Origin of the sequence: Listeria farberi, from assembly GCF_014229245.1 — a bacterium.
Classification (GTDB): Bacteria; Bacillota; Bacilli; order Lactobacillales; family Listeriaceae; genus Listeria; species Listeria farberi.
Map to the genome: position 1 here is coordinate 60,204 of NZ_JAARZJ010000012.1, position 17,631 is coordinate 77,834.

Genomic DNA, 17,631 nt, shown 5'->3' on the forward strand with positions numbered 1-17,631 from the left:
CCACCTTAATATTGAAGTGGATTTTCAGCCACATTTTCTACTGCCATTTTGAACGCATCACAAGCAGCTTTACATGCAGATTGGCTACCTGTTAGAAGTGCTCCACCGAAGTTAGTTTCGGATGGTGGTCCGTAAAAAGCTCCGATTGTTACGTCTGCTGCTTTTAATGCTGCATCTAACGCATACATAGCTTCCAGTGGAGGGGCGATTAAGTAAGCAATCGCTTCACCTTCAGCAACATTCGCTTCTTTTGAAAGGAAAGTACCAGTTCTTGAAACACAGTGCGCGAAGTAAGGTACGCTATCATCTTCATTTGCACTAACAAAGCTAGCACCATTTTCGATGAAATCTACTGCTACAGAAAGACCACTTTTTACTTCCGCAGGGCTTGGTCCGGCAATAATACCGATTACTTCACCAGCAAATTTTGTGGATGCATTTCCAGCACCAGCATACATACTTTTCGCATAAACAACATCTACTTCAGCTGCTTTGGTTGCTTCGTCAAGCGCAGTGTATGTAACATCATCACAATCAGATGTAATAATACCCAGACTTCTTTGATGCGGTTTTAAGTCTAATTGTTTAAATAGACCATTATCTACATTTGATACAACTTTGACACTTAAAACGGATGCAGGTAATTTATCATTTTTCATGAAGTTTCCTCCTCTAACTAGCTTATTTTAAATCAATACCAGAACATTTTTTCTCAAGCATATTGTGAATTAATTCAGCAATGTATGCTCCTGCTTCAACTGGTGGAGTTCCGCCACTATGAATGTTAGAAATAACAGTACGACGAGCTTCTGGCATACCAATTGTTGGTTTATAAGCAATATATGCACTCATGGATTCAGCTGTTACTAGACCTGGACGTTCACCTACAAGTAAGCAAACTACATCTGCCCCAGTAATTTCGCCGATTTGATCCATAGAAGGTACTCGACAATGTTTAACAAAAATAATGTTATCAAAATCTAGGTTATACATTTTCAACCCTTGTTTAATGGAAGGTAAGATGTCTTTGATATTAGCTTCAACTGCCGCTGAGCTAAGTCCATCACCGACAACGATTTGTAGTTTCGCATTTTTCGTCGTATTCGCACGAATTATTTCTACCATTTCATCGTCAAATTCACGGCCTAAGTCTGGGCGAGTTAAGTATTCATCTTTATCATGACATTTTGTGTTAACTGGAATAAAGTTCATTTCTTTCACTAAATCCTCAGAAACATAAGAGAACACGGAATCTTGTGCAACAGCGTGGTCCGCACGGAAACGAAGAATTGTTTCTGTTTTATAACGTGGACCAGCGCGCCATAAACCAAGTCGAGCTGGGGTCATTTGTTTCATTTTCAAATAGCCTTCGCGGTCAGCTGGTTCTGGTACTAGTAATTGTTTTTTAATATCAACTTCTGTAATATCAGGGATAGTTCCTTCAGTTACAACAGTTTCAGTAACGGCTTTTGTTGGTGCCGCTGCTACCGTTTCAGTAGTTTTAGCCCCTGACATTTCCGTTAAAATGCCTTCAATCATTTGTTTTAATTCTTGTTCGTTCATCGCTTAGTTCCTCCCTTCCTTATTTTAGGAAAATAGATGCATCTCCAGCACGGCTTGTTAATTTACCATTTTCACTGAATCCCATTTTTTCCATCCACTGATCAAATTCTTTAATTGGTTTTAGGCCAAATAATTCACGTAAAGTGGCTGTTTCGTGGTAACCAGTTGTTTGGTAGTTAAGCATAACGTCATCACCATGAGGAATCCCCATGATAAAGTTACATCCTGCTGCTGTTAGAAGTACGGATAAGTTTTCTACGTCGTTTTGGTCGGCTTTCATATGGTTGGTATAGCAAACGTCACAACCCATAGAAATACCAGTTAATTTACCCATGAAGTGATCTTCTAGGCCGGCGCGAATTACTTGTTTGGAATCGTATAAATACTCAGGTCCGATAAATCCAACTACTGTATTCACTAAGAATGGATCAAACTTCTTCGCAAATCCATAGCAACGAGCTTCCATTGTTACTTGGTCTACGCCGAAATGTGCGTCAGAAGAAAGTTCAGAACCTTGTCCTGTTTCAAAGTACATTACGTTTGGCCCAGTTGCAGCACCACTTTGAAGAGCTAATTGTCTTGCTTCTTCAATAGTTGCTCCGTCAAAACCGAAAGCTGTATTACCTTTTTCAGAACCTGCGATAGATTGGAATACCAGACCAGTTGGAGCACCGCGACGCATTGCTTCCATTTGAGTCTTCACGTGCGCTAGTACACAAGTTTGTGTTGGCACATCCCATTTACTGCGGAATTCTTCAAATTTATTAAGTAAACGAACTACGCTATCAGTAGAATCATCTACTGGGTTAAGTCCGATTACCGCATCCCCAATCCCGTAAGTTAATCCTTCCATTAAAGAAGCAAGGATACCATCAGGATCATCAGTTGGATGGTTTGGTTGTAGTCTAGCGGAGAATGTTCCTGGAAGACCGATTGTTGTGTTCGCATGTGCGATAACACGAATTTTTTTCGCGCCATAAATTAAATCTAGGTTGGACATTAATTTTGTTACAGCAGCAATAATTTCTGATGTTAGGCCGCGTGCAACACGTTTAATGTCAGCATCTGTTGTTTTATGGTCTAAAATCCATTCCCGTAATTCTTCCACTGTCCAGTTTTTAATGGAATCATGAATACGTTCATTTACTTGGTCTTGAATAATACGGGTTACCTCATCTGTTTCATATGGGACAACCGGATTATTACGTAAATCTCCAAGCGTCATTTTAGAGAGCACCACTTTAGCAGCTACACGTTCTTCTGCAGATTCAGCAGCAACTCCGGCTAAACGGTCGCCCGATTTTTCTTCGTTTGCTTTTGCCAACACATCAGTGATGGATTTGAACTGGTATGTATGGCCGAATAAATTCGTTTTTAAAATCATTCGATAAATCCTCCTCTCAAAATTAAAGCTATTTATATGGATCAGTTAAAGACTAAGGTTTTTACTACTACTGGTAGCACTTTCCCGTCAGCAACTGGTTTTCCTATATCAATATAATCACCATTATCAACTTTGACACTATCCAAACAAATTAGTGGATAGCCGGCTGGTAAATGCCCGAAAATACTTTGTCCGAGGGCTTTTGCCATGTCGTGCCAAGTAATGATAATTAGCGGATGACCAAGTGCGATTGGTTCTTTCATTCCCTCACAAATTGCCTTTGCATATTCTGTTACTTGCTCGAAACTAGGGCTATTCTCCCCTTCAATTGCAAGTGCAATCCGTTCCATATCTTCATCTATTTTGAACCAGTTGAGTTTTTCCTTGATGACTTCTGCCATATTTTCATTTTCTTCTTGTTTGGCAAGTTTCAAAATCGGAATGTTTTTTACTGGGAAAATTTTCTCGGTATAAGTGATTGTGCTACCGCTAATTTCTGCTGTGTGTGAACCGGCTCCTACCACAGTTGCCCGTATGGTTTCGACAGATTCGATATACTTTTTTTCGGTCATCAAGCTAGATTCAGCTATTGACTTTCCGAGTAAAAGTCCGATGTCTCCATATCTAAATGGATCACTTAGCGCACCAGTTGAAATGCAGTCTGCAACGCCTCCGGAAAATGATATACATTCAATTTCAGTAAGAAATTTCAATCCTTTATTTGTGATGATTGTTTCGTAAAAATCATTCGGAGCGCCTAGGCCAACACTGTTTTTAAGTAACTCTACCATTTCACCTAGAATTGGTTGTAAATTTTCTGGCGAGGTTTTCTCACCTATCGTGATTGGATAACCACGTTTTTCTATTAAAGCTTGAATTTTTGGCGCAATATAGGTGATTTTTCTTGTTTCACGGTCCACTTTGATTAACCGACCACCAATATCAAGGCATGCTGTATCAATAAGTTCACCACGATCAAATAGCGATAAATTCGTTGTTCCGCCGCCAATATCCAGATTCACAACAGAAGTATTATTTTCTTTGGCGTAGGTATGTGCACCTGCACCTTTTCCGGCAATGATACTTTCTAAGTCAGGTCCAGCTGTTGCTACAACAAAATCCCCAGCGAAACCACTCATTGCCTCTAGAACGTTACTCGCATTATCTTTACGAGCCGTTTCACCTGTAATAATAACTGCCCCCATGCCAATTTCTTCTTTTTTAATTCCGGCATTGGCATACTCTTTCGTTACAAAATCACGAATCGCCTCTACATCAATCAAATTATCAGCAAGAATCGGTGTAAACAGAATCTCACTTCTAAAAATAATCCGCTTATCTGAAATAACAATACGCGGCACGGTGAAGCTTGATGCCATATTTTGAATTTCTAACTCGGATAAAATGAGTTGTGTTGTCGACGTACCAAGGTCAATCCCTACACTTAAAATCGTTTCCGCCAAAACCCTCACTCCTTTCTAGCAAAAAGAAAAAGCTTAAAGACAAATAACAGTATCGTTACTTGGCTTTAAGCTTCATCGCTTTTTTACAGCTACTTCTTTGTAGCATGGATAGAATTGTATTTAAAATCAAACATTGTTTTTGTTCCGTGTTCATTCGATTCAATGGTTACTTTGCCTCGAAGTTTATCTTTAATATAACTTTTGACAATGGAAAGTCCTAGGCTTTTTTCGGATACTTTTCGAACATTAAAGCCATGACCATTGTCCGTTACTTCTGCGTGAATGATATTTTTTTCTTCTTTTATTTGTAGTAAAATTTCGCCTGATTCATTTGGATGGAAAGCATGGTCATATGAATTTTGTAATAGTTCATTCATGACAAGTGCCAGTGCCACAGTGCGATCACTATCCAAATAAATCCGTTTATCAATATCCATTCTAACAGCTACTTTTGGACAGTCAGTACAACATCTTTCAATATTGTAGGCGACTGTTTCTATGACCATATAAAGGTTAATCCCGTCTTCCATTTGCTTCGACAAAAGTTCATGAGTCGCTGCAATCGCAAGGATTCGGCTGACACTTTCATTTAGAATTTTTTGTGCCTCCATGCTTGTTGAACGTCTACCTTGAATTCGTAACAAAGAAACAACGGATTGCAAATTATTTTTGACACGGTGATGAATTTCACGAATGGCTACAGACTTAGAAACAATTTCTGCTTCCTTCACCTTAATATCCGTTATGTCATGCAAGATAAGAATAAAACGACATTCTTGTTCGTCTTCTTCTTTCACAAAAATCTGCTTCATAATAAAGTAATTCCCGGCAATAACCACTTCTTTTTTTAATTGAATTGGTTGTTTTCCTGTTTCAATTTGATACATAATTGCATCAAACATTATCTGGTCGAGGGATAAATTATCATAATGCATTCCTTGAATGTCTTCCATGTAACCAAGTCGTTCGTAGTACTGATCTGCAGCACAATTCTTTTGCTGTAAAATTCCATTACGGTCAAAAATCAAAATAGCATCATCTAGCTGATCGGTAATAGAATCCGTTAATTTACTCATAGCAGACAATGTGGTAGAAACATCACGATAAGCCGTTTCTTCATTGTCGATTTCAAAATGAGCTTTAATTTCGGCGCTAATATCATTTTCTAGAATTAGCACAGCTATAACTCGCTGTTTATTGCGAATTGGATAGACTTTTTGGCGAATAAGTACGTTTTCTTGTGTTTTTGCAAGTAAGTCATTGGAGTTCATACCCGTTTCTAGTGTTCTAAGTACACCTGGTTCATTGGAGCGTAGGGCTGTTTCTCCGATTACATTGTTTTTGTAAAGTGATTTGGTTGTTTTTGGCGGTGTATGATGAATGACAAGTGCTTCACTAGTTAGTTTATTATACACATCAATGAAAACATCTACATCTTGATACATCGAAGACTCGCTTAACGATTTTGCAGTATGTATTAATTCATCAATATCATATTCTGCCAAGTCCGTATAGCGTAAACACATTTCTCGAATCGTTTTAGTCATCGCTCATCACAATCGTTTCTGCGATTTCCATCATCGGACAACGTTTATCCATACTCAGATTACGAATCATGTTGTAGGCTTCTTCTTCTGTGATGTTGTTCTCAATCATAAGCACGCCTTTTGCTTTTTCAATTACTTTACGCTCTTCTAATTTTTTTGTGAGCTTTTCTAATTGCTGCTCTAGTTTTCTTGTTTCTCGCCCTTTGGCAATACTCATTTCAACTGTTGGAATCAAACTTTTTTCATCAAGTGGCTTTACTAAATAACCTAATGCTCCAAATCCTTTTGCTTTCTCCGTGTTTTTCGGATCACTAAATGCAGTAAGTAAAATAATTCCGCCAGCAAGACCTTCTGAAATAATTCGTTTCCCTGCTTTTAAACCGTCTAAGAGTGGCATTTGAATGTCCATGATAACAAGGTCTGGCTGATGGCTTTTGCATAGTTCGATTGCTTCAAAACCATCTGTCGCTTCCCCTACAACATTGTAGTTCGCTTCTTCTAAGATGTCTCGGATGTCCATTCTTGTAATAGGTTCATCATCGGCTATTACAATTCTTCCATTCATTCTTGTCACGTCCTCTTCTTCTGCTATTGATTGATTTGTCACAATGAAGGACAAAATCATTCTATAGAAGCATTTACTTGAGCGAAAGAGTAAAAGAGCTAGAGAAAAAATTTCTCCAAGAAAATAGAAAGAGCCCCTTAAAAATATTGTGCAATATTTTTGAGGGAGCCCCGTTGCTCTGCTATATTTATAATTCCACACGTCTTTGTGCTCGGTTCTATTATAAAGTAGCATGAAAACGATGTCAATAGGTTATTTGATTCCTGTTGTGAAATAAATAACTTTTATGCCAACATTTTTTCAAGAATAGCACTAACATCGGTTTCTGTCGGCGTTCTTGGATTAGTTGCAGTACATCCATCGTTTAATGCACCTTCTGCGATTTGAGCAATATTTTCATTTAAATCCGTACGGCTAACTCCACATTCTGTTAATGTAGTCGGCATGTTGAGTTTCTTTTGGAGTTGTTTAATGGCGTTAATTAAGCTACGTACACCAAGCCTTGTATTGGAAGCTGGCATTTTTAGTAATTTAGCAATCGCTGTATAACGTTCTGCTGCGCGATTATCTGGATTGTTACCAAAATCACTTGTAAGGCCAGCGTTATAACTAATTACATGTGGTAACAGCAATGTGTTCATACGACCATGAGGGATTTTAAATTTCGCACCAGCTGTATGCGCAATACCATGATTTAAGCCAAGAGAAGTAATGTTGAATGCCATCCCTGCAAGACAAGATGCATTATGCATTTTTTCGCGAGCTTCTAAATCATTTCCGTCTTTATAAGCACGTTCTAGGTAAGTGAAAACTAATTGGATAACTTTTTCCGCCATCGCATCTGAATAATCATTCGCTTTTGTAGATACATATGCTTCAAGCGCATGTGTTAACACGTCCATACCAGTATCCGCAGTAATTGCAGGTGGAACAGATTTCACTAAATCCGCATCTAAAATCGCTTCATCAGGCAAAATAGCATCCGTAATTAGTGGGTATTTAATCGCTTTTTCTTTGTTTGTAATAACGGAAAAACTAGTTACTTCCGAGCCAGTCCCACTAGTTGTCGGGATGACGATGAAAGGCATTGCGCGCACCGTACCAAGTTTTTGACCAAAGAATTTCATTGCTTTCGCTGCATCAATAGCTGAACCACCACCGATAGCAATCATCAAGTTGGCATCACATTCATTTAAAACTTCAATTCCTGCTACGACATTTTCAATCGGTGGGTCTGGAATAATTTCACTAAAAATCGTATATGTATTCGATTGATCAATTTTTTCCGTAATAGCATTAATCATTCCTGAACTAACCATAAATGGATCTGTTACGATGAAAATTTGTTTGTCTTTAAAATCAAGTAAACGATCTGTTGCTCCTTGTCCAATGTAAAGATCTGTTTTAAAACTAACTTTTTGCATGAGATTACCTCCTAGTTTTTTAAAATAAAAAAAGAAGCCTTGAGTAGAGAAATTTTCTCTTCCAACTCAAAGCTTCTTTGCTAAGTAAACAGTACGCCTTTGTACTGTAAAATATTTTATTTGTCCACTTTATTAAAAACCAAACCTATCGAAATGTCAAATCTTTTTTTGTAAATAGGCAATGAAGATACTTTCCTTGTATCACTCTTTTCGTCGTTGAAAAGATCATTGCCCACCATAAAACTAAGCGGTGCACATCTTTGTGCGTATGGTGCTTGATAAAACGTAGCTCGTTCAGCTTCTCGGCACCAAACCATTTACAGTGGGCTTATTTGTTATAAAAACAAATAAAAAAGCCCCAGTGAGACAACTACACTGGAACCAAGAATTATACATGCTTTGCCTCGAAGCAGTATAACCAGTTAAAACAATTAGATAAAAGACCTGACTTAGAGTGACTAACTCCTTACAGTGGCGGGACCGTGCTGGACTTTCACCAGACTTCCAGTATCTAACTGTTTGTATGAACGAATTCGTTTATCAAAGTTATTATAGCATAAAATAATCCGCTTGCAAGAAGAATTTGCTTTACGAAATAATTTGAACACCACCACGCGCGAACTCCCGGAAATAATATCGGCTATAAAAAGTCATGACATAGCGCCGTTCTAACTCAAATAAAATTTCGAGTGGATCCGTTTTTTCGAGTTCATAAAGTATACCGACAACTGTGCCACTATGCGAAACATTTACCCCCACTAAATCCAAGTTTTCAGTCACTTCTTGAATTTCTTTCCAAAATGGCTTTGGTAAAATAGTTTGATTGCACGCTGCGCTAATCGATGCTGCTTTTCCAAGTAAGCGGATTGATTTTTGTGTCACAGCTTGATGAAAATAGTCCAACCCTTTAGCTAGTTGTTGTTCGTTTTCCAGTAATTGCGCTTGATGATTATCTTGCCGGTAAGTAGCTGTTTCTAGAATGGTAAGTGGTTCTAACACAACAACGCCTAGTTTTGGCATCCATTTCGAACTTTGAATCACATCACCTTTTAAGTGATCAAACAAAGTTAACGACTCAAAAATAGTGCTATCGGTTGGCTCTAGTTTTAAAGATAGCTTGGCGATTTCTATTTCTGTAATGGATTTATTCAACCATTTTGCAGTTGCGCCGATTGTTGCGGCAATATCCGCAGTCGAACTCGCCATCCCTTTCGCGACCGGAATAGTTGATTTCACTTGTAAAGATACTTTCGGGAGCTCTCTTTTTACCGCGCCAAAATACTCGCAAGTTAACTGGAACGCATGCCAAGCTTTTGTATGCCCGGAGCTATTTAGTCCTTTTTTATCAGATAAAGTAACTTCGGAATACCAGTCGATTGGGTAAGAAATCAACTTCTCCCCGCCTAGAATAAAACCTTGCAAAAGCTCCCCACAAGAAGCTGGACATGTCGCTTTAATTTCCACTAAAAATCACCTCTAGCGCTGTTAAGAGTTTGCTATTATCAGCTCTACTTTTCACCGCAACCCGGTAATAATTTTCTGTGAGTCCTCGGTAATTAGCACAACTTCGAATAAAAATTCCTTTTAAAAGCAATTCTTTTCGTAAATCAAGAGGTTTCTCAAGATGAAAAAATATGTAATTTACACTTGGTTTGTACACGGTAAGTTCTGAAAATTTGCTTAAACCTTGGTATAAAAAGTCTCGTTCGGTGTTAATCCAATCGAATGTTTGTTTCATATAGGTTTCGTCTTCTAATAGAATTTGCCCTGCTAAATCAGCAAATGTATTAATAGACCAAGGTTCACGTATTTGTAATAAAGCTTCGGCTAAAGTATTATTTTTCGTCAGCAAATAACCGAGTCTTAGGCCTGGAATCGCGAAAAATTTCGTAAAGGCACGAATGATTGCCACATGCGGAAATTTTTCTAAATAGTTAATCATCGAAATTGTTTCATTTTCTTCTAAGAAGTCCATAAAAGCCTCGTCGATAATTAAAAATATGTTTCGTTTTTCACATAAAACTGCAATTTTTATCATTTCTTTTTGTGTAATAAGTTGGCCTGTTGGATTGTTTGGATTGCACAAACAAACGGCTTCAATATCCGTTTCTCGTTCGAGCATTTCTAGTACGATTTCCGCCGCAGCAAAATTGGTTTCTTTCGTTAACTCTGCATAAACAATTTCGGCATCGAAAAAAGCACGTTCATATTCCGCAAAAGTAGGCGCAAGTATAAGTACCTTTTGCGCCTTAGTCACTTTTGCGATTCCGAAAATCAGCTCAGTAGCACCGTTTCCAGGAATAATATTTGCTAGGTCGAGTTGATGAAACGCGGCAATTCGCGCACGGAGCGCTATGTAATCTGGTTCTGGATATTCTACCAGTTTGTCCAAATTAGTTATTATCGTTTGTTTCAAACTAGCTGGCACTCCTAGTGGATTAATATTCGCACTAAAATCAATCACCATTTCTTTTGCCAAGCCATGTTGTTTTGCTAGTTCGTTATAGTTGCCACCGTGAGAAGCCGTCGTTATTTTCACATCAAATCGCTCCTTAACTTATCGTTTGTTTTGCATACTTTTCTACATCGCGAGCAATCATTAGTTCTTCATTGGTTGGAATAATACACACTTTGACTGCTTCATCGTCATTGCTAATTATCATATCACCCGAATTATTTTTTGTCACATGGCACGTTACACCAAGATAACTTAACTGTTCAGTCACCATTTGGCGGATTAACGGGGAATTTTCACCCACTCCCGCTGTAAATAATAATGCATCGCAACCATTCATTGCGGAAGCATAAGCACCGATATAATTGCATATTTGCCCAGTGAACATACGAAGGGTTAGTAACGCTCGTGCATCGCCTTCTTTAGCAGCCATTTCAATATCTCTAAAATCACTTGAAATTCCCGATACGCCAAGAACACCTGATTCATTCGACATCATATGCATCACTTCATCCAAGCTATAGCCTAATTCATCAACTAAATATGGGATGATTGTCGCGTCAATTGTACCAGAACGGGTTCCCATCATCAAGCCGGCATTTGGTGTAAATCCCATCGAAGTATTTACTGATTTTCCAGCTTCAATCGCACAAACACTTGCCCCGTTCCCTAAATGACAAGAAATAATTTTTAATTTTTCTAAAGGTTTCTCAAGAACTTCTGCTGCTTTTCCAGCCACATATTTATGACTTGTTCCATGAAAACCGTATTTTCGAATATGGTGTTTTTCGTAAAGCTCATAAGGAAGCGCATATAAAAAGTTTTCTTCTGGAATCGTTTGATGGAATGCTGTATCAAAAACTGCTACTGAAACAGCATTAGGCAGTAATTCCCGGAATGTTTTGATACCAATGATATTGGCTGGATTATGTAGTGGAGCAAGACTTGTTACATCCTCAATGCCTTTCACTACTTCATCCGTTACAACACATGACGTGACAAAAGCTTCTCCGCCGTGCGCAACACGGTGTCCCACTCCAACAATTTCACTAAGATCATTAACTACTTGATGCTCTTTCAATTGTTCTAGTAAAATTTTAACTGCTTCTCCGTGATTATTTATCGCGCGTGTCTCTTTGATTTTTTCATTTTGAAAGGACATGTTGAAAATGGCGTCTGGTAATCCGATTCTTTCAATCAAGCCTTTAACTAAAACTTCTTCTTCTGGCATCATAAAAATTTGGAACTTCAGTGAAGAACTCCCTGCGTTTATCGCCATAATTTTGTGCATATAGCTCAGTCCTTTCTCATTTTTAAAGGAGCAAACAAAGTCTTTTTTGTTTACTCCATCTTTTTATAATAAAATATTGAATAGTCCAATGGCTAGCAATCCACCAATGATTGGCCCGACAATTGGAATCCAAGCGTAGCGCCAGTCCGATCCACTTTTATTTGGTACTGGTAGTAAAAAGTAGGCAAGTCTTGGTCCCAAATCACGCGCTGGGTTAATTGCATAACCTGTCGTTGGTCCAAAACTCATTCCGATTGCAACTACTAGAAAACCAAGTATTAATGGATTTAACCCATCTGTGAAACTATTTGCTCCAATCATCAATAAACCAAAAATGAAAGCGAATGTTGCGATAATTTCACTGATTAAGTTGAAAGGTGTATTTCTGATTGCTGGTCCTGTGGAAAAAATACCATGTGTATCAATTTCTGGGGGAGTTGCTTTAAAATGCGGATAATAGTGTAAAATAACAATCGATGCTCCGACAAATGCTCCAGCGATTTGTGCGATAATATACGGAAGAACATCTGCCCAAGGGAATGATCCACCAACCGCAAGCGCAATGGTTACAGCTGGATTTAAGTGCGCCCCGCTATATGCTCCAGCGACATAAATACCAATCATTACAGCAAACCCCCAACCAAATGTAACAACTACCCAGTTCGCCCCTTGTGATAATGATTTATTTAGTGTTAATCCTGCTAAAAGGCCATTCCCAAACATAATTAAAACCATCGTACCAATAAATTCCGCCAAATATGCTGACATAGTTTATCCTCCTTTTTAACGTACATTCTAAATAATTTGTTCTAAAATTTCTTTTAGTTCTTGATGTGTCGGTGTCGTTGGGCTAGTTGGTAAGCAAGCATCTTTCAGCGCATTTGTTGCAATTTCGTCCATTTTTGCATAGACTTTTTCTTTTGCTACTCCAGCATCTGTTAACGTTCGTGGCATTTGCATATGTTTCATCATCGCTACAATTCTTTCACGAAGTAAGCGAACTGCCGTTTCGTTCGAGTCAGATCTGGAAGCAATTCCGCAAATGCGCGCCATCTCAGCATATTTTTGTTCTGTTTCGCGATTTTTAAAGGCGTTAAAACGAATAACTGCATCCAGTAAAATCGCATTTGCTAAACCATGTGGTACGTGAAACTGCGCGCCAAGTTGATGAGCAATACTATGATTCAAACCTAAATTGGCGCAGTTAAAAGCCATTCCTGCCATAGTAGAAGCGTTATGCATTTTTTCGCGATTCGCTAAATTACGCCCATCATCGTAACAGCTCGTTAAAAAACGTAACGTTAATTGCACACTTTTTTCGCCGAGAGCATCGGTATAATCACTCGCATCTTTAGAAACATAAGCTTCGATTGCGTGTGTTAATACATCCATTCCCGTATTTGCTGTTATGGCTGGTGGCACGGTGACAACCAGTTGCGCATCTAAAATAGCCACATCTGGAATAAGTTCATCTAAGAAAAGTGGGTATTTAATTTTCGTTGTTGGATCCGTTATAACAGTTGCGGCTGTAACTTCGGATCCCGTACCACTTGTAGTTGGAATCGCTATAAAAGTGCTAATATTAATTTTTTCCAAGCGTTTTGCGAAGTAGTAAATTCCTTTTGCCGTATCAATCGCTGAGCCACCGCCAAAAGCAATCATGACTTGCGGTTGAATTTTGCCAGCTTCACTAACACCGCCAGCTACTTTTGAAATGGGCGGATCTGGAACAACATCGGTGAAGATGTGCACATTATTGGATGTATCTAATTGTCCAATTAATCCTTGAAGCCCCTCTCCATCAGCTAAAAAACGATCACAAATAATCCAAACATTTTTATTTTTAATTTCTTTTAAAACTTGTAAACTATTCGTACCAAAAGCTACTTTTGTTTTAATTTGAAAGCTATTCATTCAGTTTGCCTCCTCTTAACGAATCGAAAAACCATCTGTTAAAACACAACGGCGACGTCTAGCAAAATGACGTGCTGTAGTCGTTCCTTCTCCGGTAGGCGTTGCAATAGTGAAAGTTGTGCTACCTTCGCCTCTAAAACCTAATCCCGCAAAAGAAGGACCATTTTTTACAAAGATGGATGTTTGCATGTCTCTTGCAGCTTTGTTTAATCTAGAGATATTTTGTGAATGCATGGTTGCTGTATGATGTAAGCCTTGTTCGAGTTCAATAGCAACTTCAAGGGCTTCGTCAAAATCAGGCACTCTTACAACAGGAACGATTGGCATCAATAACTCTACTGTTGCAAATGGATGAGATTTCTCCGTTTCCACAATGATTAAACGCGGTGTAAAATCACAAGCTATTCCTGCTTCTTTTAAGATTTCTGAAGCACTTTTTCCAACTAATTTTTTATTTGTTACACCTTTATCCGTGACAGCTACTTTCTCCAATTTGTTAATATCACTTGGATTGGTTACATGTAACGCACCATTTTTTTCCATTTGGAACATTAAGAAATCTGCAATACTATCAACAGCTACAATACTTTTCTCTGCAATACAAAGAATATTATGATCAAAAGATGCACCGTCTACGATGTCAGCAGCTGCTTTTTCGATATTTGCTGTTTCGTCAACAATAGAAGGCGGGTTCCCTGCACCTGCGCCTATCACTTTTTTACCTGATTGCATCGCTTGAAGAACAACGCCTGGACCACCTGTAATAACAAGTAGTGGTACTTTTGGATGGTTCATCATTTCTTGCGCTGCTTGAATGGATGGTTTAGCCACGGTGACAATTAGATTATCAATACCACAACTTTCGCGAACAATTGTGTTTAGTTTTTCAATCAACCACAGTGAAATGTTTTTTGCCCCGGGATGAGGACTATAAAAAACGGCATTTCCAGCTGCAAGCATACCGATTGAATTACAAATCAATGTTTCCGTTGGGTTTGTGCTCGGCGCTACTGCACCAATTACACCATATGGAGAGAGTTCATACAGTGTCATACCGTTATCACCAGTAGCTACTTCTGTATATAAATCTTCTACCCCTGGCGTTTTTTCAATTGCTAACGTGTTTTTCAAAATTTTATCTGCCACATTACCCATTCCGGTTTCCGCAACTGCTCTTGTCGCAATTGTTTCAATTTCTGGATAAAGTGCTTCACGAATTGCTTTTACAACATTGCGGCGTTCTTCAAGTGATTTTTCTTTATAGCAATTCTGCGCTACAACTGCTGCTTGAACAGCCTCGTCAACTGTATCAAAAACGCCACTTTTCGCGCCTTGTGTAGTTGTTTTTGTTGGTACTTCTTTTTCTTCTGCTAATTTTTCTAAGAGAACTTTTTTCACCAGTTTTTCGAGTTCTAATGATTCCATACAGAATTACCCCTTCTCTATCATTGATAATGCTTTTTTTGCGATGTGGATGTCTTCTTCCACTGATCCACCACTAATTCCCATTCCACCAATAATCGCTCCATCTTTTCCATAGATTGGAACACCTCCGCCAAAAGTAACAATGTCACCATTTGTCAGTGTTTCTAATTGATAAAGTGGGGCTCCTGGCTGAACTGCTTCTGTTAAATTTTCTGTACTTGTTTTCATCGCTACGGCGGAATATGCTTTTTTCGTTGCTAGTTCTGCACTTACTAAGAGAGCGTGTTCCATTCGGTAATTAAATCTTGTATTGCCATGCGCATCAACTATTGCAAGTGTGATTGGAACGCCCACTTCTTCTGAGACGCTCTCCACTTGATGCATTAGTTTTTCACAAAATGAAAAAGATAAATCGCTTGTAACGGCCTTTTCTTGCCTAGTTTGCTCTAAGTATTTGGCAACAATGAGTTTTGTCGCTTTATCAAGCATTTCTCTGAAATCTTCTTCTCTAGCAAGGATATATAAGAAATCAGATAAGCGATTTACGAATTTTAATAACTCTTTTCGGATAGCTGTTTGTTCTGATAAACGAACAAGTAATCGCTCACCACGTCTAGCAATAGTCCTTGCGCTGTGAAGAAATGCTCCGGCTGTGCTTGATCCAGGAAGAACAAAACTATCGACTTTGGGCAATTTTGCGGTGTATGCATCAATGACGTCTTCCAGTCCATTAATGTCGTTTTCCGTAATGATAATTTTACTAGCAAGCGCTGATTCGTTTTCTGTTGCAAGTTCTGCACAAACATAAAACAACTGGCGCTCAATATTTCTTAATAACGTTTTATTTTCAGTAGAAGTAACGAATTTTTCTGCTACACTAATTTCTGCATTAAGCTCATCAAACGAGCCATATGTTTCAACACGGTCATCATATTTTTTCACACGATTTCCATCAAATAGTGCAGTCGTTCCCTTATCACCGGTTTTTGTATAAATACTCACGAGTTATTCACTCCCTACTTATCAAAACTATCGACAATTGCTATAATTGCCGAATCAATCGCACTATTTGGTTCTGCAAAAACACTTCTAGCTGCATTTCCACGAGCAACAAGCACATACTCTCCAATCCCTGCACCGACAGAGTCACATGCTACTTCTTCTGAACGCACATCTTCTCCATTAGCATCAACTGGTTGTACAATCATCAACTTTTTACCAGTAAGCGAATCTTCTTTTTTTGTAGAAACTACGCTTCCAGTAATTTTCGCCATAAACATAACGTCACTGCCTTTCCCGCACTGCAATATTATTTTTAGTTAAATATTCATTTGCAAGCGGTGTAATAAGCTGCTTTTTATATTTGCAAAGTGTACTTCCGCTTGGGATTACTGCGCTATCACTGTAACAAATCACTTGACCACTTGAATGAAAGAGTCTCTCACCATTACTTGTAAAAACTGGAAACATTAGTTGACTAAGCATTGTATAATCAATCCAAGGTTCGCCGTTATCGTACAGTTCAAGTTCAATCGTCACTCCATAATCGGCGGCTTTTTCAAACCAAACAGTTAGTGATTCTGCTCGATTTCCACCGAGAATTCGCTCAAGAAAATGTTTATTTACTTGTGTTAACCGAACCGTTCCGCTTTCCATAAAAATCGCGACTGGATCGTATGGAAGTTTGCTAATAGCGATAGTAGTTTTACTTGTTGCTCGAAGTTTCAAACGCTGGACAATGATTTTGACTAATTTTTCTATCATAAATTTCCGCTCCCTGAACTCATAGCAATACCAAGAGGCGTGACATACTGCGGATAATTAGGTTGAAAAACAGGCATCTTCAAATAACTTTCAAACGTATCTTTAAACTGGCTATAAAATGAAGCCCCGCCAACGATATAAAGTGGTTCCGAGGGAGATATTTCGAGATGAACACGGGTGATTTCTGCCATTTTTTCCACGACAGGACGCATCACAGAAAAATGCTCACTAGAATCTTTTTTCGCGCGTTTATTCTGCTCAGCTTCTTCTACAGGAATACCATAATATCCGGCTAAAACAAGCGTCATATGCGTTCCTCCTGTTGGTTCGTCCGCAGTATAAATCACTTCGCCATTTTTAAAGACACTAATACCAGTTGTACCCCCACCAACATCCACTACTGCACCATCTTTTAAATCAAGTACTACCGCAGCAGCGGTAGGTTCATCAATCGTGGAAAGTGCTTCCATTCCCGCACTCTCGATGACATTTGCAACTACCTTTTTATTGTTCCCTATCGTACCTGGCGGGATGGCTCCAGAAGCATGTGTCAAACTTATTCCTAAGCATTTTTCTGCTCGCTCCTTCAGTCGTGTCACAACTTCTACTGACTCGCGGTAATTGACAACAAGACCATCGCGAACAGCGTCAGCAAATTCAAACGCTCCAAAAAGTGGTACATTATTCTCGTCTAACACAATAAACACGATGGAAGAAGTACCTAAATCAACGCCAACTTTTACTTTTTGATCAGCTGAAATTTTTTGTTTGGTATCTTGATTCATTAGTGCTGCAAGCTGTTCCATCCGTTCGTTAGCTATTTGTAAAATATCCAT

The 17,631-nt window shown here is 38.7% G+C and carries 17 protein-coding genes and 1 riboswitch; all 17 genes read right to left on the reverse strand.

Annotation, left to right across the window (positions count from 1 at the left end; genetic code table 11):
* Positions 1–5 precede the first annotated feature (5 nt).
* Positions 6–659: an ethanolamine utilization microcompartment protein EutL gene (eutL, locus tag HCB45_RS11485; RefSeq protein WP_003724716.1), complete on the reverse strand. Its 654-nt coding sequence runs from the start codon at positions 657–659 to the stop codon at positions 6–8.
* 22 nt (positions 660–681) lie between these two features.
* Positions 682–1,563 (reverse strand): ethanolamine ammonia-lyase subunit EutC, encoded by an 882-nt coding sequence (gene eutC, locus HCB45_RS11490; protein WP_185318527.1) that lies wholly within the window; start codon positions 1,561–1,563, stop codon positions 682–684.
* Between the two features lie 19 nt (positions 1,564–1,582).
* Positions 1,583–2,947, reverse strand: a complete 1,365-nt coding sequence (locus tag HCB45_RS11495) for an ethanolamine ammonia-lyase subunit EutB (RefSeq protein WP_003761786.1) — start codon at positions 2,945–2,947, stop codon at positions 1,583–1,585.
* Between the two features lie 41 nt (positions 2,948–2,988).
* Positions 2,989–4,410, reverse strand: a complete 1,422-nt coding sequence (eutA, locus tag HCB45_RS11500; protein WP_185619962.1) for an ethanolamine ammonia-lyase reactivating factor EutA — start codon at positions 4,408–4,410, stop codon at positions 2,989–2,991.
* A gap of 89 nt (positions 4,411–4,499) precedes the next feature.
* Positions 4,500–5,957, reverse strand: coding sequence for a GAF domain-containing sensor histidine kinase (locus HCB45_RS11505; RefSeq protein ID WP_185318525.1), 1,458 nt, complete (start codon positions 5,955–5,957; stop codon positions 4,500–4,502).
* Positions 5,950–6,531 (reverse strand): ANTAR domain-containing response regulator, encoded by a 582-nt coding sequence (locus HCB45_RS11510; RefSeq protein ID WP_185318524.1) that lies wholly within the window; start codon positions 6,529–6,531, stop codon positions 5,950–5,952. Before HCB45_RS11510 ends, HCB45_RS11505 begins: the two co-directional genes overlap by 8 nt.
* A gap of 275 nt (positions 6,532–6,806) precedes the next feature.
* Positions 6,807–7,946 (reverse strand): 1-propanol dehydrogenase PduQ, encoded by a 1,140-nt coding sequence (locus HCB45_RS11515; RefSeq protein ID WP_185318523.1) that lies wholly within the window; start codon positions 7,944–7,946, stop codon positions 6,807–6,809.
* A gap of 383 nt (positions 7,947–8,329) precedes the next feature.
* Positions 8,330–8,479: riboswitch (adenosylcobalamin (AdoCbl) riboswitch) on the reverse strand.
* Between the two features lie 55 nt (positions 8,480–8,534).
* Positions 8,535–9,410, reverse strand: coding sequence for a GHMP family kinase ATP-binding protein (locus tag HCB45_RS11520; protein ID WP_185318522.1), 876 nt, complete (start codon positions 9,408–9,410; stop codon positions 8,535–8,537).
* A complete protein-coding gene (gene cobD / locus HCB45_RS11525; protein ID WP_185318521.1) occupies positions 9,400–10,485 on the reverse strand; it encodes a threonine-phosphate decarboxylase CobD in 1,086 nt (361 codons plus the stop codon). The genes HCB45_RS11520 and cobD overlap by 11 nt, the downstream gene beginning before the upstream one ends.
* A gap of 13 nt (positions 10,486–10,498) precedes the next feature.
* On the reverse strand, positions 10,499–11,692 hold the full coding sequence (locus tag HCB45_RS11530; protein WP_185318520.1) for an acetate/propionate family kinase: 1,194 nt from the start codon (positions 11,690–11,692) through the stop codon (positions 10,499–10,501).
* 63 nt (positions 11,693–11,755) lie between these two features.
* Entirely contained in the window at positions 11,756–12,460 is a 705-nt protein-coding gene (locus tag HCB45_RS11535; RefSeq protein WP_185607695.1) for an MIP/aquaporin family protein, read from the reverse strand.
* A gap of 27 nt (positions 12,461–12,487) precedes the next feature.
* On the reverse strand, positions 12,488–13,606 hold the full coding sequence (locus tag HCB45_RS11540; protein WP_185619964.1) for a 1-propanol dehydrogenase PduQ: 1,119 nt from the start codon (positions 13,604–13,606) through the stop codon (positions 12,488–12,490).
* A 15-nt stretch (positions 13,607–13,621) separates the two neighbouring features.
* On the reverse strand, positions 13,622–15,031 hold the full coding sequence (locus HCB45_RS11545) for an aldehyde dehydrogenase family protein (protein WP_185607694.1): 1,410 nt from the start codon (positions 15,029–15,031) through the stop codon (positions 13,622–13,624).
* Positions 15,032–15,037: 6 nt separating this feature from the next.
* Positions 15,038–16,033 carry a cob(I)yrinic acid a,c-diamide adenosyltransferase gene (locus HCB45_RS11550; RefSeq protein WP_185619966.1) on the reverse strand — a complete coding sequence of 332 codons (996 nt, stop codon included), beginning with the start codon at positions 16,031–16,033 and terminating at the stop codon, positions 15,038–15,040.
* Positions 16,034–16,047: 14 nt separating this feature from the next.
* Positions 16,048–16,311 (reverse strand): EutN/CcmL family microcompartment protein, encoded by a 264-nt coding sequence (locus HCB45_RS11555; RefSeq protein ID WP_185318515.1) that lies wholly within the window; start codon positions 16,309–16,311, stop codon positions 16,048–16,050.
* A 4-nt stretch (positions 16,312–16,315) separates the two neighbouring features.
* The gene (pduM, locus tag HCB45_RS11560; RefSeq protein WP_185318514.1) at positions 16,316–16,795 is read right to left on the reverse strand and encodes a PduM family microcompartment protein; all 480 of its coding nucleotides are present in this window, start codon (positions 16,793–16,795) and stop codon (positions 16,316–16,318) included.
* Positions 16,792–17,631 (reverse strand): ethanolamine utilization protein EutJ, encoded by an 840-nt coding sequence (gene eutJ / locus HCB45_RS11565; protein ID WP_185607692.1) that lies wholly within the window; start codon positions 17,629–17,631, stop codon positions 16,792–16,794. Before eutJ ends, pduM begins: the two co-directional genes overlap by 4 nt.

Excerpts from the sequence above, each read along its gene's own strand:
- eutL (WP_003724716.1), bottom strand. The coding sequence starts at position 659 with ATGAAAAATGATAAATTACCTGCATCCGTTTTAAGTGTCAAAGTTGTA.
- eutC (WP_185318527.1), bottom strand. The coding sequence starts at position 1,563 with ATGAACGAACAAGAATTAAAACAAATGATTGAAGGCATTTTAACGGAA.
- HCB45_RS11495 (WP_003761786.1), bottom strand. The coding sequence starts at position 2,947 with ATGATTTTAAAAACGAATTTATTCGGCCATACATACCAGTTCAAATCC.
- HCB45_RS11505 (WP_185318525.1), bottom strand. The coding sequence starts at position 5,957 with ATGACTAAAACGATTCGAGAAATGTGTTTACGCTATACGGACTTGGCA.
- HCB45_RS11515 (WP_185318523.1), bottom strand. The coding sequence starts at position 7,946 with ATGCAAAAAGTTAGTTTTAAAACAGATCTTTACATTGGACAAGGAGCA.
- HCB45_RS11530 (WP_185318520.1), bottom strand. The coding sequence starts at position 11,692 with ATGCACAAAATTATGGCGATAAACGCAGGGAGTTCTTCACTGAAGTTC.
- HCB45_RS11535 (WP_185607695.1), bottom strand. The coding sequence starts at position 12,460 with ATGTCAGCATATTTGGCGGAATTTATTGGTACGATGGTTTTAATTATG.
- HCB45_RS11540 (WP_185619964.1), bottom strand. The coding sequence starts at position 13,606 with ATGAATAGCTTTCAAATTAAAACAAAAGTAGCTTTTGGTACGAATAGT.
- HCB45_RS11545 (WP_185607694.1), bottom strand. The coding sequence starts at position 15,031 with ATGGAATCATTAGAACTCGAAAAACTGGTGAAAAAAGTTCTCTTAGAA.
- HCB45_RS11555 (WP_185318515.1), bottom strand. The coding sequence starts at position 16,311 with ATGTTTATGGCGAAAATTACTGGAAGCGTAGTTTCTACAAAAAAAGAA.
- pduM (WP_185318514.1), bottom strand. The coding sequence starts at position 16,795 with ATGATAGAAAAATTAGTCAAAATCATTGTCCAGCGTTTGAAACTTCGA.
- eutJ (WP_185607692.1), bottom strand. The coding sequence starts at position 17,631 with ATGGATATTTTACAAATAGCTAACGAACGGATGGAACAGCTTGCAGCA.